Genomic DNA, 24,333 nt, shown 5'->3' with positions numbered 1-24,333 from the left:
AGCACCGTGACCTCCCTCAACATCACCTCGGCCACCGCGGACCCCGCGCTCCTCGACCTCCCGTGGGACCTCCCCCTCGACGTGTGGCCCGAGGACTCCATCGCGACGCTGCCGAAGGGCATCTCCCGCCACCTGGTGAGGTTCGCCTACCTGAGCGGCTACGTCATCGCCATCAAGGAGACCTCCGGCGAGATGGCCAAGGGCGAGTACGAGATGCTCCGCACCCTCCAGCGCATGGACATCCCCTGCGTCGACCCCCTCGCGGTCATCACGAACCGCCGCGACGACGACGGCAACGAGCTCAACCCCGTCCTCGTCACCCGGCACCTCAAGTTCTCGCTCCCCTACCGGGCCCTCTACTCGCAGACGCTGCGCCCCGACACGGCCGCACGGCTCGTCGACGCCCTCGCCCTGCTCCTCGTGCGCCTCCACATCATCGGCTTCTACTGGGGCGACGTCTCGCTCTCGAACACCCTCTTCCGACGGGACGCAGGAGCCTTCGCGGCCTACCTCGTCGACGCCGAGACCGGGAAGCTCTACCCCGGCGGCCTCTCCAACGGCCAGCGCGAGAACGACCTCGAGGTCGCCCGGGTCAACATCGCAGGCGAGCTCCTCGACCTGGAAGCCGGCGGACGCCTCGACGAGGACATGGACCCGGTCGACGTCTCCAACGGCATCGTCGCCAAGTACCGCAGCCTCTGGAAGGAGCTCACGGGCACGGAGGAGTTCTCCGACTCCGAGCGCTGGCGCATCAACGACCGCGTGGAGCGCCTCAACGACCTCGGATTCGACATCGAGGAGCTCGCGATCAAGACCACCGAGGGCGGCACGCAGGTGCGCATCCAGCCGAAGGTCGTCGACGCCGGGCACCATTCGCGGCGGCTCCTGCGCCTCACCGGGCTCGACGCCCAGGAGAACCAGGCCCGGCGCCTCCTGAACGACCTCGACGCCTACCGGATGAAGAACGACCGATCGGGCCTCGACGAGGAGATGGTGGCGCACGAGTGGGCGGCGCGGGTCTTCGAGCCCGTCGTGCGGTCGATCCCGCGCGAGCTCCGCGGTCGGCTGGAGCCGGCGGAGGTCTTCCACCAGCTGCTCGAGCACCGGTGGTACCAGTCGCAGGCCGAGGGGCGCGACGTGCCCATCGCCGAGGCGTTGACCTCGTACGTGAACGACGTGCTGCGCCACCGTCGCGACGAGCAGATGGTCATCGCTCCCGCGACGGAGTCGATCACGCTGCCCGTCGCCGACGACGCCGACGAGGACTGGCGCTCGAAGGTCTAGCCCGCGCGCGCTCCCTCGGCCCGTCAGCCCCAGGCGCCGAGTGGACAGGTGTCGACGTTTTCCGCGGGAAACGCGTCGAGAACCGTCCACTCGGTACCCTCGGGGTGAGGGGTGAGGGGTGAGGGGTGAGGGGCAGGAGCCGCTAGCGAGTCGCGCGGAGCTTCGAGATCTCGTAGAGGGTCACGCTGGCCGCGATACCGGCGTTGAGGCTCTCCGTCGAGGCCGTGATCGGGATCGAGACGACGGCGTCGCAGGTCTCCGTCACGATGCGCGACAGACCCTTGCCCTCGCTGCCCACGACGATCACGAGCGGCTGATCGGCGAGCTCGAGACCGGGCAGGCTGACGTCGCCGCCGCCGTCGAGACCGAGCACGAAGAGACCGCGCTCCTTGTAGGCCTTGAGGGTCTGGGTGAGGTTGCCGGCCATCGCGACGGGGACGCGGGCCGCGGCTCCTGCGCTTGTCTTCCAGGCGGAGGCCGTGAGGCCGACGGACCGACGCTGCGGCACGACGACGCCCTGGCCGCCGAACGCGGCGACCGAGCGGATGATCGCGCCGAGGTTGCGGGGATCGGTGATGCCGTCGAGCGCCACGATCAGCGGCTTCTGGCCGCGACGCTCGATCTGGTCGAGCAGTTCGATCGGGTGGGCGTACTCGTACGGCGGCACCTTGAGCGCGAGACCCTGGTGCACGGAGTCGGGGCCGGTCAGCCGGTCGAGCTCCGGGCGCATGACCTCGAGCACGGGGATCCCGCGGCGGGTGGCCAGCGTCAGGACCTCCTTGACGCGGTCGTCCATCTCGAGGCGGGCCGCCAGGTAGAGGGTCGACGCGGGGATGCGCGCGCGCAGGGCCTCGAGCACGGAGTTGCGGCCCGTGACCATCTCGCTCTCGTCGCCCTTGGGCTTCGTCGTCCGGCCGGCGACCTGCTGCTGGCGGATCGGACGCTCGGCGGAAGTGCCGGCGCGGCCGCGAGCGGCGACGAGACGATCCTGAGCCGCCTTGCGCTTGCCCGCGGGGTGGTACGGGCGGTCCTCGGCGCGCGGCGTGGGCTTCTTGCCCTCGAGGGCCTGGCGACCCTGACCGCCGGAACCGACCTGCTTGCCCTTGCCGCCCTGGCGGACCGCCCCGGGGCGCCCCTTGCGTTCTCCTGAGGTGTTCTTCACTGTGTGAGGCTCCAATGCGATCCGGTCGAGGTGTCTTCGATGGTGATGCCCGCGGCGGCCAGATCGGCCCGGATGCGGTCGGCGTTCGAGAAGTCCTTCGCGAGGCGGGCGCTCTGCCGGGCTTCGAGGAGGCTGTCCACGAGCGTACCGAGCGCCAGGTGTGCGGCGCCCTCGTCGGAGCCGCGCCACTCGGGGGCGAGCGGGTCGATGCCGAGGACGTCGACCATGGCCAGCGTGTGCTGCCACTCCCGCGCGGCGGTGTCGAGGTCGTCGTCGTCGAGGGCCGCGTTGCCGCGACGGACCGAGTCGTGGAGCACCCCGAGCGCCTGGGGCACGTTGAGGTCGTCGTCCATGGCGTCGGCGAAGTCGTCGGGGACGACGCGCGAACCGACCCCGGCGAAGCGGGTGTCGAGGAGGCGCCTCGAGGCCCGCTGGAGGAACGTCTCGATGCGGTCGAGAGCGGCCTCGGCCTCCTCGAGGGCTCCCTCGTGGTAGTCGATCGTCGAGCGGTAGTGAGCGGCACCGAGGAAGTAGCGGACCACGACCGGCCGCGCCCGCTCCAGGAACTCCGACGCGAAGAGGGAGTTGCCGAGCGACTTCGACATCTTCTGGCCCTCGACGTTCACGAGGCCGTTGTGCAGCCAGTGCCGGGCGAAGGGGTCACCCACGGCCGTCGACTGGGCGAGCTCGTTCTCGTGGTGCGGGAAGCGCAGGTCGAGGCCGCCGCCGTGGATGTCGAACTCGGGGCCGAGGTAGCGCCGCGACATCGCCGAGCACTCGATGTGCCAGCCCGGACGCCCGGGGCCCCACGGCGACTCCCAGCTCGCCGACTCCGGCTCGCCCTCCTTCGTGCCCTTCCAGAGGGCGAAGTCGCGGGGATCGCGCTTGCCGCGCGGGTCGGCGTCCTGCGCGCTCGCCATGTCGTCGAGGCTCTGCCGCGTGAGGGCGCCGTAGGCGGGCCAGCCGGCCGTGTCGAAGTAGACGTCGCCGGAGGAGTCGGCGGCCGGGTAGGCGTGGCCGCGCTCGATCAGGCGGGCGATGATGGTCTGCATCTCCGTGACGCTCGCGGTCGCCCGGGGCTCGTAGGTGGGGGGCAGGATGCCCAGGGCCCGGTACCCCGCCGAGAACTCGAGCTCGTACCGGTAGGCGCGGGCCCACCACTCCTCGCCACCGCTCTCCGAGACCGTCTCCGCGGCGAGGGCCAGGATCTTGTCGTCGATGTCGGTGACGTTCCGCACCAGGGTGACGCGGAGGCCGCTGTGCGAGAACCACCGCCGCCAGAGGTCGTAGACGAGCGCCGAGCGGAGGTGACCGATGTGCGGCGACGACTGCACCGTCGGCCCGCAGACGTAGAGCCCCACTTCGCCGTCCACGAGCGGGACGAAGTCGACGAGGGCCTGCGCGCGGGAGTCGTAGAGGCGAATGGTCACCGCCACAGCCTAATCGGGGCGGGCGCGGGTGCGGAGGCGTCGCGTCAGGCGGGGAGGTGCACGAGCGCCGTGGCCACCACGGTCACGCCCTCGGTCCGGCCGGTGAACCCGAGGCCGTCGGTGGTCGTGGCCGAGACCGAGACGGGGGCGCGCAGGATGCCGGCCAGCGACTCCTGCATCTCGAGCCGGCGCTTCGCGAGGCGCGGCCGGTTGCCGACGATCTGCAGCGCGACGTTGCCGACGCGGGCGCCCGCCTCGTCGAGCAGGGCCAGCGTCGCCCGGAGGAAGACCTCGCCCGAGGCACCGGCGTAGCGCGGGTCGTCGGTGCCGAAGCGGGAGCCGATGTCGCCCAGCGCGGCGGCGGAGAGGAGGGCGTCGACGATCGCGTGCGCGACCGCGTCGCCGTCGCTGTGGCCGGCGAGCCCCGCCTCGCCCGGCCAGTCGAGCAGGCCGAGCCGGAGCGGCTGGCCGTCGTCGAAGGCGTGGACGTCGATGCCGATCCCGGTGCTGATGCGCTCGAGGCGAGGCCGGGCGGTGCCGGCCCGCGCGGCTCCTGCATTCTCGGCCACGAGCCGCGCGGCTCCTGCCTGCTCGACCGCGAGCTGTTCGGCCCGACCGAGATCCCACGGGGTCGTGATCTTGAACGCCGAGGCGTCTCCTGCGATCACGGTGACGCGGTGCCCCGCCGCGGCGAAGAGGGCGGCGTCGTCGGTGTGCTCGGCGCCGGCCGCGGCGTACGCCTCGGCGAGCGCCCGGCGCGGGAAGCCCTGCGGCGTCTGCATGGCGACGAGCTCCGACCGGTCGACGGTCTCGACCACGGTCGCGTCGGGGGCCACGCGCTTGATCGTGTCGCTGACCGGGAGACCCGGGACGACGCCGTGACCGAGTCGCTCGACCGCGGAGGCGACCGCCTCGAACTGCGCGGTCGGGGTGAAGCAGCGCGCCGTGTCGTGCACGAGCACGGTGTCGATCGCGGGGGCGAGCGCCTCGAGGCCGGCGGCGACGGACGACTGCCGCGTCAAGCCTCCGGCGACGACGTCGACCGAGCCCGCGGCCGCGCCGGCGACGGTCGCGACGAGGGACCGTGTCTCGGCGAGGAGGTCGAGCGGAGCGACGACGACGATCTGATAGGGCTCGGGCGACCGCAGGATGGGGACCAGCGAGCGCTCCAGGATGGTCCGCCCCGCGACCTCGACGAACGCCTTCGGGCGCCCCTGCGCCAGACGTGTTCCGCTGCCGGCGGCGACGACGACGACCCCCCGCGTCGGCTCGCCGCTCGCGCCTACGATGCGAGGACCTCGTCGAGAACGCTCTCGGCCTTCTTCTCGTCGGTGTGCTCGGCCAGCGCCAGCTCGGACACCAGGATCTGGCGGGCCTTGGCGAGCATGCTCTTCTCCCCCGCCGACAGGCCCTTGTCGTTGTCGCGGCGCCAGAGGTCGCGCACGACCTCCGAGACCTTGATGACGTCGCCCGAGGCGAGTTTCTCGACGTTGGCCTTGTAGCGGCGCGACCAGTTGGTCGGCTCCTCGGTGAAGGGGGTGCGGAGCACCTCGAAGACCTGCCGGATGCCGTCTTCTCCGATGACGTCGCGGACGCCGACCATCTCGACGTTCTCGGCGGGCACCTGGATCTCGAGGTCTCCGTGCATCACCCGGAGCGTCAGGTAGAGCCGCTCGGTCCCCTTGACGACGCGCGTCGTCACCGCCGTGATCTCCGCCGCTCCGTGGTGCGGGTAGACCACCGTTTCGCCGACCTCGAACTGCATGCTGGGGCTCCGTTTCTGGGGCCGCCAGATTACCACGGGGACCCCCTCCGGGATGGGGGCCAGGAGCCCGGTCGCCGAGCGCTCCCCCGCTCTAGGCTAGGCTTGCACGGCATACGAAGACCCCTATCTGGAGGAACTGTGAGAGCACGTACCACGGCAACCGTCGTTCTGGCCGGAGCCGTGATGGTCCTTACAGCGGGGTGCAACTTCATCAGCCCTCAGACCACCACCGAGCAGTACGCCCCGAGCGACGGCTTCGAGACGAACCTCGGCGCCATCCAGATCCGCAACGCCATCGTCTTCACCGAGAGCGGCGACAAGGGCAGCCTCAGCGTCACGCTGATCAACACGTCGTCGACCGACCAGGACGTCTCGTTCCAGTACAAGTCGCTCGGCAGCACGGCCACGGCGACGATCCCGGTGCCGGCGAACAGCACGGTCAGCCGCGGCACGGCCGGCGGCGACGAGCAGGTCATCCTCGACGGCATCGGCGAGCAGCCCGGATCGCTGCTCCGGGTCTTCGTCCAGTACGGCACCCAGTCGGGCAAGAACTTCGACATCCCGGTGCTCGACGGGTCCCTGCCGCAGTACAAGACGCTCCTGCCCTCCGTCTCGCCGTCGAGCGTGCCCGTGCAGGTGCCGTCCTCCGAGCCCTCCCCCGCTCCCACGAGCTGAGCGGGTCACTCCTCCTCCGCTGAACCCTCGTGTTCGGCCGTCGCGGTGGTCCTAGGACCACCGCCGCAGCCGAACGCGAGGGTTTTGCGCGTGGTACCGCGCTAATTGCGCGCAGGCGTCAGGCCTCGATGCGGTAGCCGAGGCCGCGGACGGTGACGAGCGCCACCGGCTCCGACGGCGTCGCCTCGATCTTCGATCGGATCCGCTTGATGTGGACGTCGAGCGTCTTCGTGTCGCCGAAGTAGTCGGAGCCCCAGACCCGGTCGATCAGCTGTCCGCGGGTGAGCACGCGGCCGGCGTTGCGCATCAGGAGCTCCAGCAGTTCGAACTCCTTGAGCGGCATGGCGATGTCGCGGCCGCGGACGGTCACGACGTGGCGCTCGACGTCCATCGAGATGTCGCCGGCGGTGAGGATCGCGTCGTTCAGCTCCTCGAGGTCGACCCGGCGCCGGAGGACGGCGCGGATCCGGGCGAGCAGCTCCCGGGTCGAGTAGGGCTTCGTCACGTAGTCGTCGGCTCCGAGCTCGAGGCCGACGACGATGTCCACCTCGCTGTCCTTGGCGGTGAGCATGACGATGGGCACCTGCGAGCGGTTGCGGAGCTCGCGGCACACCTCGGTGCCGGGCAGCCCGGGCAGCATCAGGTCGAGCAGGATGAGGTCGGCGCCGTCGCGGTCGAACGCGACCAGGGCCTTGGGTCCGTCGTCGGCGACCGAGACCTGGTAGCCCTCGCGCTCCAGGATGAAGGCCAGCGGCTCGCTGAGGCTCTCTTCGTCTTCGACGATCAGGATGTGGGTCATTGCGGTTCTCCTCGGACGGGGACCGAAGCCGTCGAGGCCTCGGGGAGTCGGATGGTGAAGGTGGAGCCGGATCCGAGCTGCGACCAGACGCGGATGTCGCCCCCGTGATTCTGCACGACGTGTTTGACGATGGCGAGGCCGAGGCCGGTCCCGCCGGTCCGGCGCGACCGGGCCGGGTCGATGCGGTAGAAGCGCTCGAAGATGCGCTCCTTCTCGACGTCGGCGATGCCGTCGCCCTGGTCGGTGACCGCGATCTCGACGACGCCCTGGTCGGTCACGGTGGCGCCGATCCCGATGCGCGATCCGTCCGGCGAGTAGTGGACGGCGTTCGCGACGAGGTTGTGGACGGCCACGGCGAGCATGTCGGCGTCGCCGACGACCGACGCGTGCTTTCCGCCGCGGGTGACGATCTCGATCCCGCGCGCGTCCGCCTCGACGCGGTTCCGTTCGACGGCGGTCCGGATCACGGTGCGCACGTCCACGAGGGACGGGCCCGACAGCGGGTCGGCCGACTGCAGGCGCGAGAGCTCGATGATGTCCTGCGTGAGGCGCCCGAGACGCAAAGACTCCCGCGTGAGGCTCTTGGCGAAGTAGCGGACCTGCTCCGGGTCGTCGGACGCCGACTCGAGCGCCTCGGCGAGGAGACCCACGGCACCGATGGGGGTCTTCAGCTCGTGGCTGATGTTCGCCACGAAGTCGCGGCGGACCTCCTCGAGCCGGTGCGTCTCCGTGTGGTCCTCGGCGAGCACCAGGACGAACCGGCTGCCGAGACGCGAGGCGCGCACGCGCATCCGGAGGTTGGTCTCCTCTCGGAGGCTCCGGGGAAGCACGAGCTCCTCCGAGAGCGGCTCGTCCGAGTCGCGGGCCCGCTCGACCAGGGCGACGACCTCCGGGTGCGCGATCTGGTGCGCGGCCACGATGCCCGTCGCCAGGGCCAGCGCGGACGACTTGAGGACGTTGTTGGACGGATCGACCACGAACCCCACGGAGTCGACGGTGTCGAGGACGGCGCCCACCCCCTCCGGCAGCGTCACCTCGCTGAGCGCGCGAGCGCGACGCCCGCGCTCGACGGCCAGGACGATCAGGAGGACGAGGCCCGCGCCGATCACGATGCCGAGTGCCAGGGAAACCGGCACCAGCCAGGGGGAGTACATAGTGTTCAGGGTAGTGAACGGCAGATGTCCCGCGAATCCGCGGGCCGCGGCCGCCGCTGTAGGTTGGACAGAGTTCGCCTGCGCATCACCGGACGTTAACCTCGGCGAGAGACAGTGGCCGGGACTGCGCGGGCAGCGGCCTGCACGGAGCAGGCGAGTCCCGAGACGAGAGGGTCGACACAGACAATGCGCGAGGTATTCCAGCTAGAGCTCCAGGAGGTCCAGGAGCGGCTCGTCGAGATCGCCTCCCTGGTGGCCGTCTCGATCGAGAACGCGACGCGCGCGTTCCACGACTCCAACGTGAGCCTCGCGGAGCAGGTCATCGCCGACGACGACAAGATCGACTCGCTGTCGGTGAGCCTCGACGAACTCGCGATCGACATCCTCGCCCGCCAGCAGCCGGTGGCCCGCGACCTGCGCATCGTCGTCAGCGCGCTCCGCATCAGCGCGTCGCTCGAGCGCATGGGCGACATGTCCGAGCACATCGCGCAGCTCGCCCGCTACCGCTTCCCCGAGAAGGTCGTTCCGAAGTCGCTCCGCCCGACGTTCACCGAGCTCGGCGAGCTCGACGTGGCCATCGCGAAGAAGCTGACGCTCCTCCTCACAACGGAGGACGTCAGCCTCGCCGAGGAGATCCGCAACGACGACGACCGGATCGACGAGCTGCACCTCAGCGTCTTCGACAAGGTCCTCGGCGAGACCTGGAAGGGTGCGCCGGCCGACACGGTGGACGCCACCCTGGCCAGCCGGTACCACGAGCGCTTCGCCGACCACGCCGTGTCTATCGCCAAAAAGGTCCAGTACCTGGCGACGGGGGACTGGGTGGGCGTGGAGGCCTGAGCGCCCCGCATCCTGCCGTCGAAGGGCCCGGACGCACGCCTCGCGCGTGTTTCCGGGCCCTTCACGGTTGCATCACGCTTTGCGTTAACCTCTTGACGACATACTTCAGGGAGGCAATGATTCGACGGTGTCAAATCTCCAAGACCCAATGACGGGTCGACGGCAGAGTCCGGTGGCTCGCCAGAGCCCCGGTTCGCAAACGTCCCTCCGCAAGCGCAACCAGCAGCGCGTCGTCGAGGCCCTCGTCAAGGTGGGCGCCTCCACGCAGGCCGATCTGGCGCGCCGGACGGGCCTCAGCACCGCCACGATCTCGAACATCGTCAGCCACATGGCGAAGAACGGTCTCGTCAGCCTCACGCCGACGACCAGCTCCGGCCGTCGCGCCGTGTCGGTGCGGCTCCTGACGAGCAACGGCACCGTCGCCGCCGGCATCGGCTTCGGTCGGCGGCACCTGCGCGTCGTGCTCGTCTACCCGGACTACACGATCGCCGCCGAGGAGTCGATCGTGCTCCCGCAGAAGTACGACCCCCGCGACGGCTTCGACCTCGCCAAGGACGTGCTGACCCGCCTTCTCGACGAGACCGGCACCTCCTGGGAGGCCCTGAGCGGTGTCGGGGTCGGGATCCCCGGGTCGATCGACCGCCGCGACTTCATGCCCGTGATCGGCACGGTGTGGGCCGAGTGGGCCTTCGTGGACGTGGTCGTCGAGCTGGAGGACCGCCTCGGCGTGCCCGTCGTGCTCGACAACGACGCCAACCTCGGGAGCGTCGCCGAGACGATCTGGGGGCCGTACGGAGGCGTCACCAACCTCGTCTACCTCAAGGTGGGCAGCGGGATCGGGGCTGGCCTGATCCTGAACGGGCAGCCCTTCAACGGGGCGATCGGAGTCACGGGCGAGGTCGGTCACGTGCAGGTCGTCCCCGACGGCACGGCCTGCCGCTGCGGCAACCGGGGCTGCCTCGAGGCCGAGGCGTCGATCACCGCGATGCTCGACCGGTTGAGCTCCGTGACGCCGATCACGACGACGGAGGACCTCGTCGCCGCGGCGCTCGAGGAGAACGTCGCCGTCATGCGCGTCGTGGAGGACGCCGGACGCCTCATCGGCCGGGTCGTCGGCGACCTCGCGAGCATCCTGAGCCCCGAGGTGATCGTGCTGGGCGGCCCGCTCGCCGCGCTCGGCGACCTCATCCTGGAGCCCATCAACCGCTCGTTCGGGCGGCACGTCCTCCCCCTCGTGAAGGACGCCACGGCCATCGTCGCCTCCACCCTCGACGATCGGGGCGAGGCCCTGGGCGCCGCGGCCCTCGTCTACCACCAGGCCGCCGTCCGCGTCATCTGACCGCGTCACCACCCCCGCGAGGCCCGGAAAATCAAGGGTCACGCGAAATGTGAGCGCTCTCTTACGACCGACTCCTGAAGCCGTTACAAATTCGTTGCGTTAACCTTTTGACCTCAGGCCCTTCTCGGCCTAATGTGATCCCGGGCTGAGAAGCCCACTTCTTCGGGCCCTCGGCCCAGCGGGGCGGACTCAAGCCCAACCCGACAACGACGTCTAGCAAACAAATGGCGGTGCACAATGGCTGGTGAACCCACCATCCTCGAGATGCGCTCGATCACCAAGGAATTCCCCGGTGTGAAGGCCCTCTCCGACGTGAACCTGACCGTGAAGGCCGGCGAGATCCACGCGATCTGCGGCGAGAACGGTGCGGGCAAGTCGACTCTCATGAAGGTGCTCTCGGGTGTCTACCCGTTCGGCACGTACACCGGCGACATCGTCTACGAGTCGCAGGTCGCCCAGTTCTCGGGCATCAAGCAGTCCGAGACCGCGGGCATCGTGATCATCCACCAGGAGCTCGCGCTCGTGCCGGAGCTCTCGATCACCGAGAACATCTTCCTCGGCAACGAGCCCGGTCGCGGCGGGGTCATCAACTGGGTCGAGGCTCAGAAGCGCGCGAAGGACCTCCTCGCCCGCGTCGGCCTCGCCGAGGACCCCGACCTCAAGATCAAGTCGCTCGGCGTGGGCAAGCAGCAGCTCGTCGAGATCGCCAAGGCGCTCAACAAGTCGGTCAAGCTGCTCATCCTCGACGAGCCCACCGCGGCGCTCAACGAGCAGGAGTCGCAGCACCTCCTCGACCTCATCGTCGGCCTGAAGGGCCGCGGCATCACGTCGATCATGATCAGCCACAAGCTGAACGAGATCGAGCAGATCGCCGACACCATCACCATCCTGCGCGACGGCAAGACGATCGAGTCGCTCGACGTGAAGAACGACGGCGTCAACGAGGACCGCATCATCCGCGGCATGGTCGGCCGCTCGCTCGAGAGCCGCTTCCCCGACCGCACCCCGAACATCGGCGAGACCTTCTTCGAGGTCCGCAACTGGACGGTGCGCCACCCGCTCGACCCGGAGCGCCTGGTCTGCAAGAACGAGAACTTCTTCGTCCGCAAGGGCGAGATCGTCGGCTTCGCCGGCCTCATGGGCGCCGGTCGCACCGAGCTCGCGATGAGCATCTTCGGCCACTCCTACGGCACCTGGGTCTCCGGCGAGGTCTACAAGGACGGCCGCGAGATCCGCACCGACACGGTCGGCCGCGCCATCAAGAACGGCATCGGCTACGTCTCCGAGGACCGCAAGGCCCTCGGCCTCAACCTCCTCGACACGATCAAGCGCTCCACCGTCGCGGCGGGCCTGCCGAAGATCACGCACAACGGCGTCGTCTCCTCCGTGGAGGAGTACGAGGTCTCCGAGCGCTACCGCCGCTCGCTCCGCACCAAGGCGAACTCGGTCGAGCAGGGCGTCAACAAGCTCTCCGGCGGGAACCAGCAGAAGGTCGTCCTGGCGAAGTGGATGTTCACCGACCCCGACCTCCTCATCCTCGACGAGCCCACCCGCGGCATCGACGTGGGCGCGAAGTTCGAGATCTACGGGATCATCCAGGACCTCGCCGCCCAGGGCAAGGGCATCATCCTCATCTCCTCCGAGCTCCCCGAGCTCCTGGGTCTCTCCGACCGGATCTACACGATCTTCGAGGGCTCCATCACCAATGAATTGACCGCAGCCGAAGCGAACCCCGAGTCGCTGATGGTGAGCATGACCTCGAAAAGGACCACGGTTCGATGACGAACATCAAGAAGAACATCGACAGCATCCTGGGGAACAAGGGTGGTGGGATCAGCCAGTACGGCATGATCATCGCGCTGATCGTGATCATCATCGGCTTCCAGATCTGGACCGGCGGCATCACCCTCGAGCCCGCGAACGTGATCAACGTCTTCCAGCAGTACTCCTACATCCTGATCCTCGCGATCGGCATGGTCATGGTGATCGTCGCCGGCCACATCGACCTCTCGGTCGGCTCGGTCGCCGCGTTCGTCGGCATCATCGTCGCCCAGGCGATGGCCGTCTGGCACTTCTCCTGGTGGCTCGCGATCATCCTCGGCCTCGTCGTCGGCGCGCTCGTCGGGGCCTGGCAGGGCTTCTGGGTCGCCTACGTCCGGGTCCCCGCGTTCATCGTGACGCTGGCCGGCCAGCTCATCTTCCGCGGTGCGAACCAGATCATCGGCAACTCGACCGCGGTCCCCGTCCCCCAGAGCTTCCAGAACGTCGGCGGCGGCTACATCCCCGACTTCGGACCCAACTCCGGCTACAGCAACGGAACGCTCATCCTCGGCGTCGTCACGATCATCGCGATCGTCGTCTTCGAGTTCCGCGGCCGCCGCAACCGCGTCCTCATGGGAGCCCAGCCGGCACCGCTGTGGACCAGCATCGTCCGCATCGTCGTCCTCGGCGGCATCACGGCCTACGCCACGATCCTCTTCGCCTCGGGCCGCCCCAACACGAGCATCCCGATCGTCGCGATCATCCTCGGCGTCCTCGTCATCGTCTACGGCTTCGTCACCAACACGACCACCTTCGGTCGCCACCTCTACGCCGTCGGCGGCAACTCCAACGCCGCCGTCCTGTCGGGTGTCAACTCGAAGCGCGTCAACTTCCTGGTGATGATGAACATGTCCGTCCTCGCCGCCGTCGCCGGCATGGTCTTCGTCGGCTATTCGGGGTCCTCCGGCCCCGCCGACGGCACGGGCTGGGAGCTCGACGCCATCGCCGCCGTCTTCGTCGGTGGTGCGGCGGTCGCCGGTGGTGTCGGAACCGTCATCGCCTCGATCATCGGTGGTCTCGTCCTCGCGTTCCTCGCCAACGGCCTCTCGCTCAAGGGCATCGACACGAACCTGGTCCAGATCATCCGCGGCCTCGTCCTCCTCATCGCCGTCGCCTTCGACGTCTACAACAAGACGCAGGGCCGCCCGTCGATCATCGGCTACCTGACCCGCGGCTTCGGTCGCAAGAACAAGCAGGACGACGGCCCCACCTCCGGCGGCCTCAAGGGCCAGGGCGCCCAGCCGCAGTCGATCGACAGCGACTCACAGGTTTTGCTGCCCTGACGATCCGCCCGCGTGCGGGCGTCCGACAGCAGCAGAAATACGGGATGCGCACCAGTCATCCCACAGCAACCGGGTGCGTTCCCCGCACTCACATCCCACCAGAAATGAAAGAAGCATTTCAATGAAGAAACAGCTCATCGTCGGCGTCGCCGTCGCAGCCCTCACCGTCGTCACCCTGACGTCGTGCTCCGGCACGGCCCGCGGTGGCTCGGGAGCATCCAGCGGCGCCGCCGCCATCCCGAAGGGTTCGACCATCGGCGTCGCGCTCCCCGCCAAGACCTCGCAGAACTGGGTCCTCGCCAAGGCCGCGTTCGAGAAGTCGCTCGCCGCCGCCGGCTTCAAGGCCGACGTGCAGTACGCCGCTGCGTCGAACACGGTGACCGACCAGCAGAGCCAGATCTCCGGCATGGTCACCAAGGGCGACAAGGCGATCATCATCGCCGCTCAGGACGGCTCGCAGCTCGGCACGCAGGTCAAGCAGGCCAAGGCCGCCGGCATCCCGGTCATCGCCTGGGACCGCAACCTCACCGGCACCGCGAACGTCGACTACTACGTCGCGTTCAACAACTTCAAGGTCGGCGAGCTTCAGGGCCAGGCCCTCCTCGACGGCATGAAGGCCAAGAAGTCCTCCGGTCCCTACAACGTCGAGCTGTTCGCCGGATCGCCCGACGACGCCAACGCTCCGGTCTTCTTCAACGGCGCCATGAGCATCCTGCAGCCGAAGATCGACGACGGCACCCTCAAGGTCGTCTCCGGTCAGACCAAGTTCACCCAGGTCTCGACCCAGGGCTGGCTCGCCCAGAACGCCCAGACCCGCATGAGCAACCTCCTGCAGGCCAGCTACTCGGGCTCGACCGCGCTCGACGGCGTCCTCTCCCCCAACGACACCCTGGGTCGCGCCATCATCCAGGCCGTGAAGTCGGCGGGAAAGCCCGTCCCGATCGTCACCGGTCAGGACTCCGAGACCGCGTCGATCCCGCTCATCATGGACGGCACGCAGTACTCGACCATCTACAAGAACACCGACGTCGAGGCTCAGGCCGCGGTCGACCTGGTCACCACGCTGTCGAAGGGCCAGACCCCCAAGACGGTCCTCGACAAGAAGAACAACTACAACGGCGTCAAGACGGTCCCGGCCGTCGAGCTCACCCCGATCCTCATCACCAAGGAGAACGCGGTGAAGGAGTACGCGAACAACCCCACGCTCGAGGCTCTCGCCAAGGCTGGTCAGTAACACCTCGCGCCGAGGCGCACGGCCCCGCTCGGACTCCGGTCCGGGCGGGGCCTTTCCCGTCGCAAGTGACCTTCTGCCCTATCGACCGGGGTCGATCGTTGCGACCGTGAGGCATGACCTCAGACAGCCCGACCCCCGGCACGCAGGATCCGCGATCCGCCTCGAGCGAGATCGTGGTCGGCTTCGACGGCTCGCGCGGCGAGCCGGTGCTGGAGCGCGACGCCGCCTGATGCGGTGCGGCCGCCTTCGCACCGGCCGCCTGCGCACAGGCCGCCTGCGCACCGGCCGCCGGTGCGGTGTCCGCCGGCGCGGTGACGCAGGTTGGCCCGGGCAGACGATCCAGAGACTCGTGCGGATCGGGACGGCGACCGTCGACTACCCGGTGACGATGCGGCGCGACGCGATGGCGCTCGTCGCCCGTCGGTAGGCGGTCGGCGAGTCACGTGCCGATGCGGTGAGCTCGCACCGGCCGCTCGTCTGGACGTACCGCCGGTCGCGGACCCTCGGCAAGGGCCAGCAGGAGCCTCCGACCCGGCCTCTCCACGACGCGGTTCAGCAGCAGCGCCACCGTGACCGCCACGCCGAGGGCCGCGAGGGTCAGCAGCGCGGCCGGCACAGCGGCGAGTGTCGGCTGGTGCCCCGGCCAGAGCGAACCGATGCTTTGCAGGACGAGCACGTGGACGAGGTAGAAGGCGAACGAGAGATCCCCGAGCCTCACGAGCGGGCGGGAGGCGAGGAGCGTCCGCCGCCCCTCGATGTCGCAGCGTGCCAGGGCGGCGATGAGGAGGGCGTAACCGATCACCGTCCAGCCTGCGTTCGTGAACGCCGACGTCGGCGCCAGCGACGCTCCGGCGTATCCGGCGAGCGCGGCGAGCACGCCGACCGCGAGCGAGGGGCCCCGCCACGCTCCCGTGCGGAGCAGGCGCGCCAGGGCGATCCCGACGACGAATTCCGGCAGTCGGGCCAGCGGAGAGCTGTTCGCCCCGAGCACGGCCGGAAGGTGGTCGTTGACCGCCGCCACCGCCAGGACGCCTCCGACGGCGAGCGCGAAGACGGCCAGGAGCCGACCGGTCCCGAATGGGCGGAGGGCACGGATCAGGAGGGGGAAAACCGCGTAGAAGAAGGCCTCGCAGACCAGGGACCAGCTCACCGGATTGCCGGCCTGCCACCAGACCGGGTTCCAGCTGCTCACGAGGAGGCCGTCTGCCACAGCGGCCCAGGGGTCGGCGGTCCGGATGCTCGGCAGGATCGTCGCCGCCAGCAGGAGGGCGAGAGCGAGGACCACGAGGTGCGTCGGCACGATCCGCGCCGCACGACGCAGCCAGAATGCACGGAACGTTCCCGAACCGTCGTCCGACCAGGCGAGCACGAATCCCGAGAGGACGAAGAACAGGGAGACACCCGTTGGGCCGGCGCCGAAGACGAGGCCGAGTGCGGCCTGCCCGTGACCCGAGAAATAGGCCATGTTCCGGGTGTGATAGGCGAAGACCACGAACGCCGCGAGGAAGCGGAGCCCGGTGAGGGAGGGCAGGAGCGACCGTCCCGAGTCGCGTGTGGGGTTCGACATGGTGCTTCCTTCCGGCTCGGAGGTCGAGCGCCGAGAGCCATCCCACGCCGGCGGCCGTTGCGGGGCCGTCTTCCCTTTCGCAGACGTTTTCGAAAGGGCGTCCGTGGTCCACTAGACGGAGAGTGGCCGCGCTCCGGCCACGGGAGGGACCGACGAATGCGCGCTCTGGTCGTGGAGGACGAGGTGTTCCTCGCGGAGGCGATCCAGGCGGGGCTCCGGCTGGAGGCGATCGCGGCCGACCTCGCCTTCGATGGCGCCTCGGCCCTCGAGAAGGCCTGGGTGAACGACTACGACGTGGTGGTCCTCGATCGTGACCTGCCGGGGATCCACGGCGACGAGGTCTGCCGTCGCCTCGTGGCGTCCCAGCGTCCCCCGCGCATCCTGATGCTGACCGCCGCCGGGACTCTCCGGGACCGCGTCGACGGGCTGGAGCTCGGGGCCGACGACTACCTCGCGAAGCCGTTCGACCTGGAGGAGCTGGTCGCGCGTCTCCGGGCCCTGAACCGCCGGTCCAAGGAGTCGGTGCCACCCACCTTGACCTCGGGCGACCTGACGGTCGATGTCTTCCGCCGCGAGGTGTACCGGAAGGGGCGCTTCGTGCGGCTGAGTCGCAAAGAGTTCGCCGTCCTCGAGGTCCTCCTGAGGGCCGACGGCGGCGTCGTCAGCGCCGAGACCCTCCTCGAGAAGGCGTGGGACGAGAACGCCGACCCGTTCACGAACGCCGTGAGGATCACGATGTCGAACCTCCGGAGGAAGCTCGGCCCGCCCTCGCCGATCGTGACCGTCGCCGGAGTCGGCTACTGCATCCGGGAGGCGGACCGTGCCTAGTGAGCGGAGGCGTCGGATCCGGGTGACTCTGAGGCTGCGCCTCACCATCACCTACGCGGTGCTCGTCGTGCTCACCGGGTTCAGCGTGCTCGCGGCGGTGGCCGTCGTCCTGCTCCTCATCCCCGGCTACGCGTTCACGTCGAGTCAGTACCCGAGCGGTGTCCTGGGCACGCCGTCGATCATGGTCTCGAACAAGCGGGACCTGCTGGAGCTCCTCGCTGTGGTCGCCGTGCCCGTACTCGTCCTCGTCGGCGGGATCGGGGCCGCTGTCGGCTGGTTCGTCGCGGGACGGGCTCTGAAACCCCTGACCGACATCGTCCGAACGGCCAGGACCCTCGACGGGGCGTCCATCGACCGTCGGATCGCCCTCGACGGCCCGGAAGACGAGGTCCGCGTCCTCGCCGACACGATCGACGGGATGCTCGACCGTCTCGAGGCGGCGTTCGCCGTTCAGGGCCGGTTCGCCGCGAACGTCAGCCACGAGCTCCGGACACCCCTCACGACGACGAAGACGTTGCTCCAGGTCGCGAGCCGATCCGAGCAGACGCCGGAGGTCGAGCAGCTCCTGTACCGCCTGTCGATCACGAACGACCGGACCATCGACATCACGCGCGCGCTCCTCGATCTCGCCGGCAGCAACCGGATCGACCACGCGGAAAATGTCGACCTCGCGGAGCTCGCCCGCCGCGAGCTCGCCGACCAGTCCGAGACGATCGACGACGAAGCCCTCGTCGTCACGGAGGTCCTCCGTTCGGCCACCGTGGTGGGTCATCCCGTCCTGCTCCAGCTCCTCGTGAGGAACCTGGTTCAGAACGCCGTGCGCCACAACCGCCGAGGCGGCGACCTGCACGTCGCCGTCGGCCGCGAGCCGGGCGGAGTCGTCCTGCGCGTGTCGAACAGCGGACCCAGGATCGAGGAGGCGACGGTTCCGCTTCTCACCGAGGCGTTCCACCGCACCGCGCTCCGCACGGCGAGCGGTGCCGCCACCGGGGGGCACGGCCTCGGTCTCGCCCTCGTCAAGAGCATCGTCGAGACACACGACGCGCGGCTCCTGCTCCAGGCGGGCAGGCCGGACGGCCTCGTCGTCGAGGTGGTGTTCCCCGGCGGGGGACCTCTCGAAAACATCTCGAAAAGCGCGAACGCCCGAGAGACGGGTCCCCTGCTGAACTGATCCGGCCCGCGAACGACGGGGGTGGAACAGGACGCCGCGTGACCAGCCAGACCTCCACGATCCGACCCGCGACGCCTCGGCCGCCGGTGTCCCGCCGAAGGGCACCGCGGCTCCTGCGCGAAGCCCTCGCTCTCGTACGCGACGAACCGGAACCTCGGGTTCCCCCGGGGGCTCGACGTGTTCTTCACGGGGCAGGTCGACCTCGCGTCCGTCGTCGGTCTCCGGCTCTTCGCGCCGCTGACCCCGGACGGGATCGTGCTCCTGAACGTCTTCGCGCTCCTCTCTTTCGCGGGTGCGGCGGCAACCGCCTACCTCTTCTTCCGCGCGCTCCGGCTGCGGTCCGTCCTGGCCTCCGTCCTCTTCAGCCTCATGCCGTACCACTTCCTCCGAATCGGGTACGGGCACTACTTCCTCGCCGGCTTCTGGGCCGTTCCTCTCATCGGGATCCTGATCCTCGTCGCGGCCGGGCGATCGACGGATCCCTTCCGGAGGTGGAGCGAGTCCGCAGGATCGCGACGATCCCGGACCTTGCGGTCCACGGCACCGAGCGCTCTGCTCGGCCTCCTCGTGGCGACGACCGGTCCCTACTACTTCGTTTTCGCCGTCATCGCGGTCGGCGGAGCCTGGCTCGCCGGGACGCTCCCGGACCTCCTCGCGCGGCCCCGCCGGTCATCGAGCCTCGCGCCGACCGCAGCCATCGGCTTCCTCTCGCTCTTCGTGGCCCTCGCACTGTTCACGCTCGGCCGCTCCTTCGGCGAGCGCTTCGCCCCGTACTTCACCGGCCGGACGATCGGGGAATCGGAGCTCTACGCCGGGAAGATCGTCACCGTGCTCCTGCCCTGGCAGGGATCGGGGATCCCGCTGCTCCCGCGGATCACCGCGAAGTATCTGGCGGGGACCTTCACGCTCCACACGACGGAGAGCCCCGGGGTATCGCTCCTCGCCGCGGCCGGCCTCGTCGTGGGCATCGCGGCAGTCCTCCTCGGATCGCGCCTTCGACGGGTGCCGACGGGAGAGGCGTCCGGTCTCGGCGCGTTCCTCGCCGACCCGCGACTCTCGACCCTCGCGACGTCGACCGTCTGGGTGGGGCTCTTCTTCGTCTCGAGCGGCCTCGGCGTCGTCGTTGCCTACGTGGCGGGGCCGGAGATCCGAGCCTGGGCGCGGCTGAGCATCCTGCTGGCCCTCCTCGGGCTCGGCATCGCCGGGCTCGCGCTGCAAGCCGTTCCCGGGCGACGCCTCGTCCGGGGAGCGATCGTCGGCCTCGTCGTCGTCGCGGCTCTCGTCGATCAGGTCGGAGCCGTGACGCGCGTGGTCAAGATCGATCCCGTGTCGGACTCCGACGTGCGCACCTTCGTGGCCCGGGCCGATGCGGCCCTCCCCGACGGCTGCGGTGTGGCGCAGCTGCCGGTCACCGACCTCCTGCCCGGCAGGAGCCACGGTGCCGCCGGCTCCTACGACGAGGCGCTCCCCTTCCTCCACACGACACCCGGGCACCTGCGCTGGAGCTTCGGCTCGGTCACCGGCAGGCGCGGCTTCCGCGTGTGGCAGGACGCCACGACGCCCTCGCGATTCGCGGCCGTGGTCGATCGCACGGGAGCGTGCGCCGTCGAGGTCGACACGCTCGCGTATTCGGCGGGATCGCGGGCGTGGCTGAGGACGCTTTCGGCCGGAGTCGCGCGCGTCGCCGTGTCGCCGACGGGGCGCTACCTCCTGTTCCGCTGGAGCCGCTGACCGCGGGCGCGCCCCCGCCGGGAGACGTGCACCCCCGTTCCGGGCGAGGAACCCTCCCGCGAGAGGGTGCGTCGGCACGGAAGGGGGTGCGGCGGGGACGGAAGGGGGTGCGGGCCGGGACGGACGGGGGTTCGGCCGGGACGACGCGGGGCCTTGACGGGCGGGGGCGGGAGGATCAGACTCGGCGGCACCGGGCGGTCGTGCGGGGACGGCCGGGCATCCTGCGACCCGGATCGCTCGCGAGAGGACGAACCATGGCACCCGGACGAGGCGTCGAAGACGACCCCTGGACACTCACCACCGCGCCGGGCACCTCCGCCTACACGATGTACGTCGACGACGCCGCCACCCCGCCGACGATCGTCTGCCAGGTCGGGTCGACGACCCTGAAGTACGACGCCCGCGCCATCGACGACCTGCACGCCTTCCTCCTCGAGAGGGGCGACTGGGTCCCCCTCGGGGCGGCCGACGAGAAGAAGCCGGCGGCGGAGGGCACGGTCGAGGCGTGGGGCCGCTCCGAGGAGAACCCCGTCGGCGGCTGGTACGGGCTCCGGAACGGCTACCGCGGACGCTTCGGCATGTACCTCCCGCCCCTGCTCGAGGAGCTGGGCCTCGTCGAGCTGACGCACGACGCCCGCAACAACAGCGTCCGCGCCCTGCCGCGGGCCTGACGGGGGCGACCGGTGCAGTTCCTCTTCTCGGTCGTCGAGACCTTCCTCCCGGGAGGGGTCCGCGGCGACCACGCCGGATCCGCGACCCCGCCCGAGGCGGCGGCCATCCACGAGTACAACGAGCGCCTCGTGCGGGAGGGCCACTGGATCTTCGCGGGCGGCCTCAGCGCGCCCCGCGAGGCGACCGTGCTCGACAACCGGGGCGGGCGCGGGGAGTCCTCCTCCGGGCCCCTGTCGGACTCCGCCGAGAACGTCGGCGGCTTCTGGGTGATCGAGGCGCAGGACGCCGACGCCGCCCTGGCCCTCGCCGCAGAGGCGTCGGAGGCCTGCAACCGCCGCGTCGAGGTGCGGCCGCTGCTCTGAGGTGCGGTGACGCCGGGCCGCGTCAGCCGGCTGTGCCGGATCAGCCTCGGGGCGGCGTCAGCCGGCGAGGACCTCGTCGAGCCGGGCGAAATTCTCGTCCATGCCGCCGTCGAGCCCGCTCGCCACCATCGCCTCGCACGCGGCCTCCGAGGAGAACGCCGAGGTCACCTCCAGCACGGATCGGCCCCCGGCGAGGTCGCGGAAACGCAGGGTCTCGAGCGACACGTCCGTCTCGCCCTCGTACTGCCAGGTGTGCGTCACGAGTCCGTCGCGGACCTCGTGATAGCTCCCGAAGAACGTCCAGGCGGCACCGTCCCCGCCCACCACGCTGTACCGGAAGGCGCCGCCCGTCACGGCCTCGAACCTGTCGAGCCGCACGGTCGTCCCCCGCGGCCCCATCCACCGCGGGAAGAGGGCCGGATCGGTGTGCGCCCGCTGCACCCGAGAAGCCGGCGCGTCGAATTCGCGCCGATGCGAGATCGTCTGCGCGCCCGACCTGACGTGGGTCGTGCCTCGCTGCGATGCTACGTCGTGCCCGGGTCGGGCGTCGGGTTCGGCAGGGGTGTCGTGCTCGTGCCGGGTGTCGTCGTCGGTCATTTCTTCGTCTCCTTCGTCGAAGTGGCTGTCGATGCGCGACCGGGTCGTCCCATGGTGTCGGGGAGTGGCGTGGTGTCCGGGCGCGCCGTGGTGTCCGGTCCGGCGTCGTCGGCCATGTCCGCCAGGACCGCGTCCAGGCGGCGGTACCGCTCCTCGAGCCGCTGTCGCCGCGACTCCATCCAGGTCAGCGCCTCGTCGAGGGGCTGCGGCTCGAGCCGCACGCGACGGGTGCGGCCGACCCGGTGTCGACTGACCAGCGTGGCGCGCTCCAGGACGGCGACGTGCTGCGAGACCGCCTGGAACGAGATGTCGAAGAGCGCCACGAGTTCGCCCACGGTCGCATCGGACTCGGCCAGCCGGTCGACGATCGTTCGGCGGACCGGATCGCCCAGAGCGGCGAAGGTGGACGCGACGGTGGTGGACACGCTGCCGACTTTATTCAAGCGATCGATTGAATGTCAAGAGCCATCGGCCGAGGCGTCGCCCCGGATCCGGCAGGATGGACGCATGGCTCAGGTCGCGATTCTCGTCAACGGCTCCCCCGACCCCCGCAAGACGGAGATCGCGTCGGCGCTGGGCATCCTGCTCGGCTGTCCCGTTCTCCAGCCCTCGAAACTGCAGGATGCCCTGACACAGCAGACCGGACCGGTGGCGCCGCGCGCCGGCATCCGCGCCCTCGCCATCGACACCGTCTGGCGCACCGCCGCGCTCGTCGAGGCCGGCGTCGTCATCGACGCGACCTGGGACGCCGGTGACGCCGACGCCGTCCTGGCCCCGCTGGCCGCAGCCGGCGCGCCGCGCCTCGTCGAGGTCCGCTGCGCCGACGTGCCCGCGATCGGCGACTGGCCCGTCGTCCGGGTCGGGTCGCTCGCGACCGTCGACATGGACGCCCTCGTGCAGGAGATCAGCGCGCTCTTCGTGTGACGTCGGCGGCGGCCTTTACCCGTCCGTCGCTAGACCCTCGCGCTCGGACGCCGCACCCCGCCTAGGACCACCGCCGCAGCCGAGCGCGAGGGTCTAGCGGGGGCAACGCCGACGCGCAGCCTACTTCTTGCCCTGCGCCGCCACGGCAGCGGCACCGGCGGCAGCCGCCTCGGGGTCGAGGTACGCGGCCGGCCCGGTGGGACGGAAGTCGTCGTCGAGCTCGTAGACGAGCGGGATGCCCGTGGGGATGTTGAGCTCGGCGATCTCGTCGTCGCCGATGTCGTCGAGGTGCTTCACGAGGGCGCGCAGCGAGTTGCCGTGCGCCGTGACGAGGACCGTCTTGCCGGCGGCCAGGTCTTTGGTGATGTCGCTCTCCCAGTACGGGAGCATGCGGTCGATCACGAGCTTGAGCGACTCCGTGCGCGGGGCGTCGACGCCGAGGTCGCGGTAGCGCTCGTCGTGGGCCTGCGACCACTCGCTGTCGTCGTCGAGGGGCGGCGGCGGCACGTCGAACGAGCGACGCCAGGTCTGGAACTGCTCGGGGCCGTACTCCTCGAGCGTCTTTGCCTTGTCTTTGCCCTGGAGCGCGCCGTAGTGGCGCTCGTTGAGACGCCAGGAGCGCTTGACGTCGATCCAGAGCCGGTCGGCCGCCTCCAGCGCGAGGTCGGCGGTCTGGATGGCGCGGGTCAGACGCGACGTGTAGAGGATCTCGGGCTTGAGGCCGGAGTCGCGGAGCAGCTCGCCCGCGCGCTTCGCCTCGGCGACGCCCTGCTCGCTCAGCCTCACGTCGACCCACCCCGTGAAGAGGTTCTTCTGGTTCCATTCGCTGTTGCCGTGCCGGAGGAGGATGAGCGTCGAAGTCATGTCGGAATCCTATCGAAGGTGCCTCGCCGGGATGCTTGACTTGTGCCCATGCCAATCGGGTCGATCACGCGCGGGACGACCGGCACGAACCGCCTCCGCCGGGTCGACCGGTGGATCGCCGCGCATCCTGCGTTCCGTCACGCGCCCGACCCGCTCGTGGTCGACCTCGGCTACGGGGCGAGCGCCACGACCCCGCTCGAGCTGCACCAGCGGCTGAGCCGCGTGCGGCCGGACGTCGAGGTCGTCGGCATCGAGATCGATCCGGAGCGGGTCCGGGTGGCGAGCCTCTCGGCGCGGCCGGGGGTGACGTTCCGGTTGGGCGGCTTCGAGGTCCCCCTCGACGGCGGGCGGAGGCCGGCCGTCATCCGGGCCCTCAACGTCCTGCGGCAGTACGACGAGGCCGACGTCGGAGAGGCGTGGGCGCTCATGACCTCCCGGCTCGCCCCCGACGGGGTGCTCGTCGAGGGGACCTGCAACGAGGTCGGGCGTGTGGCCTCGTGGATCGACGTCTCGGCGGAGGGACCGCGGACGTTCACCGCCAGCCTCCGCCTCGCGTCGCTCGAGACGCCTCTCGTCGTCGCCGAGCGCCTGCCGAAGGCCCTGATCCATCGCAACGTCGAGGGCGAACGCATCCACGATCTGCTCGTCTCGCTCGACCGGCACTGGCGCTACAACGCGGCCCTCGCCGTCTACTCCCCCGTGCAGCGCTGGGTCGCCACGGTGGAGGCGCTCCGGGCCGAGGGCTGGCCCGTGCTGCACGGCCGCACACGCTGGCGCCTGGGGGAGATCAGCGTGCCGTGGGAGGCCGTCGCTCCGCTGCCGCGCTGACCC

The 24,333-nt window shown here is 70.1% G+C and carries 24 protein-coding genes; 14 read left to right on the top strand and 10 right to left on the bottom strand.

What is annotated here, in order from left to right:
- Positions 1–6: 6 nt before the first annotated feature.
- A complete protein-coding gene (locus AS850_RS02285) occupies positions 7–1,284 on the top strand; it encodes a DUF4032 domain-containing protein (protein WP_119867660.1) in 1,278 nt (425 codons plus the stop codon).
- A 142-nt stretch (positions 1,285–1,426) separates the two neighbouring features.
- Here the strand turns inward: AS850_RS02285 and rlmB are convergent, their stop codons facing one another.
- The 4 genes from rlmB to AS850_RS02265 are packed head-to-tail and all read right to left on the bottom strand — an operon-like array spanning position 1,427 to position 5,641.
- Positions 1,427–2,446, bottom strand: a complete 1,020-nt coding sequence (rlmB, locus tag AS850_RS02280; RefSeq protein ID WP_119867659.1) for a 23S rRNA (guanosine(2251)-2'-O)-methyltransferase RlmB — start codon at positions 2,444–2,446, stop codon at positions 1,427–1,429.
- Complete coding sequence (cysS, locus tag AS850_RS02275; protein ID WP_119870083.1) at positions 2,443–3,876, bottom strand: cysteine--tRNA ligase; 1,434 nt, start codon at positions 3,874–3,876, stop codon at positions 2,443–2,445. The genes rlmB and cysS overlap by 4 nt, the downstream gene beginning before the upstream one ends.
- 44 nt (positions 3,877–3,920) lie before the next feature.
- On the bottom strand, positions 3,921–5,165 hold the full coding sequence (ispD, locus tag AS850_RS02270) for a 2-C-methyl-D-erythritol 4-phosphate cytidylyltransferase (protein WP_119867658.1): 1,245 nt from the start codon (positions 5,163–5,165) through the stop codon (positions 3,921–3,923).
- Complete coding sequence (locus AS850_RS02265; protein ID WP_119867657.1) at positions 5,159–5,641, bottom strand: CarD family transcriptional regulator; 483 nt, start codon at positions 5,639–5,641, stop codon at positions 5,159–5,161. Before AS850_RS02265 ends, ispD begins: the two co-directional genes overlap by 7 nt.
- 138 nt (positions 5,642–5,779) lie before the next feature.
- Between AS850_RS02265 and AS850_RS02260 the strand changes: the two genes are divergently transcribed.
- A complete protein-coding gene (locus tag AS850_RS02260; RefSeq protein ID WP_123955419.1) occupies positions 5,780–6,316 on the top strand; it encodes a hypothetical protein in 537 nt (178 codons plus the stop codon).
- Between the two features lie 118 nt (positions 6,317–6,434).
- On the opposite strand, the gene AS850_RS02255 is transcribed toward AS850_RS02260, so the two are convergent.
- Both AS850_RS02255 and AS850_RS02250 read right to left on the bottom strand, forming a co-directional pair.
- Positions 6,435–7,115, bottom strand: coding sequence for a response regulator transcription factor (locus tag AS850_RS02255; RefSeq protein WP_119867655.1), 681 nt, complete (start codon positions 7,113–7,115; stop codon positions 6,435–6,437).
- Positions 7,112–8,269, bottom strand: a complete 1,158-nt coding sequence (locus AS850_RS02250) for a sensor histidine kinase (protein ID WP_119867654.1) — start codon at positions 8,267–8,269, stop codon at positions 7,112–7,114. Before AS850_RS02250 ends, AS850_RS02255 begins: the two co-directional genes overlap by 4 nt.
- Before the next feature lie 186 nt (positions 8,270–8,455).
- Here AS850_RS02250 and phoU point away from each other — a divergent pair, with 186 nt between their 5' ends.
- The 5 genes from phoU to AS850_RS02225 all read left to right on the top strand — a co-directional run bounded on the left by phoU (position 8,456) and on the right by AS850_RS02225 (position 14,786).
- Positions 8,456–9,109 carry a phosphate signaling complex protein PhoU gene (gene phoU, locus AS850_RS02245; RefSeq protein WP_119867653.1) on the top strand — a complete coding sequence of 218 codons (654 nt, stop codon included), beginning with the start codon at positions 8,456–8,458 and terminating at the stop codon, positions 9,107–9,109.
- Between the two features lie 172 nt (positions 9,110–9,281).
- Positions 9,282–10,448: an ROK family transcriptional regulator gene (locus AS850_RS02240; RefSeq protein WP_335589182.1), complete on the top strand. Its 1,167-nt coding sequence runs from the start codon at positions 9,282–9,284 to the stop codon at positions 10,446–10,448.
- A gap of 237 nt (positions 10,449–10,685) precedes the next feature.
- Positions 10,686–12,230 carry a multiple monosaccharide ABC transporter ATP-binding protein gene (gene mmsA, locus AS850_RS02235; protein WP_119867651.1) on the top strand — a complete coding sequence of 515 codons (1,545 nt, stop codon included), beginning with the start codon at positions 10,686–10,688 and terminating at the stop codon, positions 12,228–12,230.
- Entirely contained in the window at positions 12,227–13,552 is a 1,326-nt protein-coding gene (gene mmsB / locus AS850_RS02230) for a multiple monosaccharide ABC transporter permease (RefSeq protein ID WP_119867650.1), read from the top strand. The genes mmsA and mmsB overlap by 4 nt, the downstream gene beginning before the upstream one ends.
- 121 nt (positions 13,553–13,673) lie before the next feature.
- Complete coding sequence (locus tag AS850_RS02225) at positions 13,674–14,786, top strand: substrate-binding domain-containing protein (protein ID WP_119867649.1); 1,113 nt, start codon at positions 13,674–13,676, stop codon at positions 14,784–14,786.
- A gap of 439 nt (positions 14,787–15,225) precedes the next feature.
- Here the strand turns inward: AS850_RS02225 and AS850_RS02215 are convergent, their stop codons facing one another.
- On the bottom strand, positions 15,226–16,353 hold the full coding sequence (locus AS850_RS02215; protein ID WP_119867647.1) for an acyltransferase family protein: 1,128 nt from the start codon (positions 16,351–16,353) through the stop codon (positions 15,226–15,228).
- Between the two features lie 156 nt (positions 16,354–16,509).
- On the opposite strand from AS850_RS02215, the gene AS850_RS02210 reads away from it, so the two are divergent.
- The 5 genes from AS850_RS02210 (at position 16,510) to AS850_RS02190 (ending at position 21,117) form a co-directional block, all read left to right on the top strand.
- Positions 16,510–17,181 (top strand): response regulator transcription factor, encoded by a 672-nt coding sequence (locus AS850_RS02210; RefSeq protein WP_119867646.1) that lies wholly within the window; start codon positions 16,510–16,512, stop codon positions 17,179–17,181.
- A 22-nt stretch (positions 17,182–17,203) separates the two neighbouring features.
- A complete protein-coding gene (locus AS850_RS02205; RefSeq protein WP_119867645.1) occupies positions 17,204–18,352 on the top strand; it encodes an ATP-binding protein in 1,149 nt (382 codons plus the stop codon).
- Between the two features lie 177 nt (positions 18,353–18,529).
- A complete protein-coding gene (locus AS850_RS02200) occupies positions 18,530–20,083 on the top strand; it encodes a hypothetical protein (RefSeq protein ID WP_119867644.1) in 1,554 nt (517 codons plus the stop codon).
- A gap of 254 nt (positions 20,084–20,337) precedes the next feature.
- Positions 20,338–20,754, top strand: a complete 417-nt coding sequence (locus tag AS850_RS02195) for a DUF6855 family protein (protein WP_119867643.1) — start codon at positions 20,338–20,340, stop codon at positions 20,752–20,754.
- 12 nt (positions 20,755–20,766) lie between these two features.
- Positions 20,767–21,117, top strand: coding sequence for a YciI family protein (locus AS850_RS02190; protein WP_119867642.1), 351 nt, complete (start codon positions 20,767–20,769; stop codon positions 21,115–21,117).
- A 57-nt stretch (positions 21,118–21,174) separates the two neighbouring features.
- Here AS850_RS02190 and AS850_RS02185 read toward each other — a convergent pair whose 3' ends face one another.
- Entirely contained in the window at positions 21,175–21,714 is a 540-nt protein-coding gene (locus AS850_RS02185; RefSeq protein ID WP_119867641.1) for an SRPBCC domain-containing protein, read from the bottom strand.
- Positions 21,711–22,139, bottom strand: coding sequence for an ArsR/SmtB family transcription factor (locus AS850_RS02180; RefSeq protein ID WP_119867640.1), 429 nt, complete (start codon positions 22,137–22,139; stop codon positions 21,711–21,713). The genes AS850_RS02185 and AS850_RS02180 overlap by 4 nt, the downstream gene beginning before the upstream one ends.
- Before the next feature lie 82 nt (positions 22,140–22,221).
- Between AS850_RS02180 and AS850_RS02175 the strand changes: the two genes are divergently transcribed.
- Complete coding sequence (locus AS850_RS02175; RefSeq protein ID WP_119867639.1) at positions 22,222–22,638, top strand: hypothetical protein; 417 nt, start codon at positions 22,222–22,224, stop codon at positions 22,636–22,638.
- 120 nt (positions 22,639–22,758) lie between these two features.
- On the opposite strand, the gene AS850_RS02170 is transcribed toward AS850_RS02175, so the two are convergent.
- Complete coding sequence (locus AS850_RS02170) at positions 22,759–23,502, bottom strand: phosphoglyceromutase (RefSeq protein ID WP_119867638.1); 744 nt, start codon at positions 23,500–23,502, stop codon at positions 22,759–22,761.
- Positions 23,503–23,550: 48 nt separating this feature from the next.
- Between AS850_RS02170 and AS850_RS02165 the strand changes: the two genes are divergently transcribed.
- Complete coding sequence (locus AS850_RS02165; protein WP_119867637.1) at positions 23,551–24,330, top strand: class I SAM-dependent methyltransferase; 780 nt, start codon at positions 23,551–23,553, stop codon at positions 24,328–24,330.
- The last annotated feature ends 3 nt before the right edge of the window (positions 24,331–24,333 follow it).

The organism is Frondihabitans sp. 762G35 (assembly GCF_002074055.1).
GTDB lineage: Bacteria > Actinomycetota > Actinomycetes > Actinomycetales > Microbacteriaceae > Frondihabitans.
This window is presented reverse-complemented; position numbering and strand designations above follow the sequence as displayed.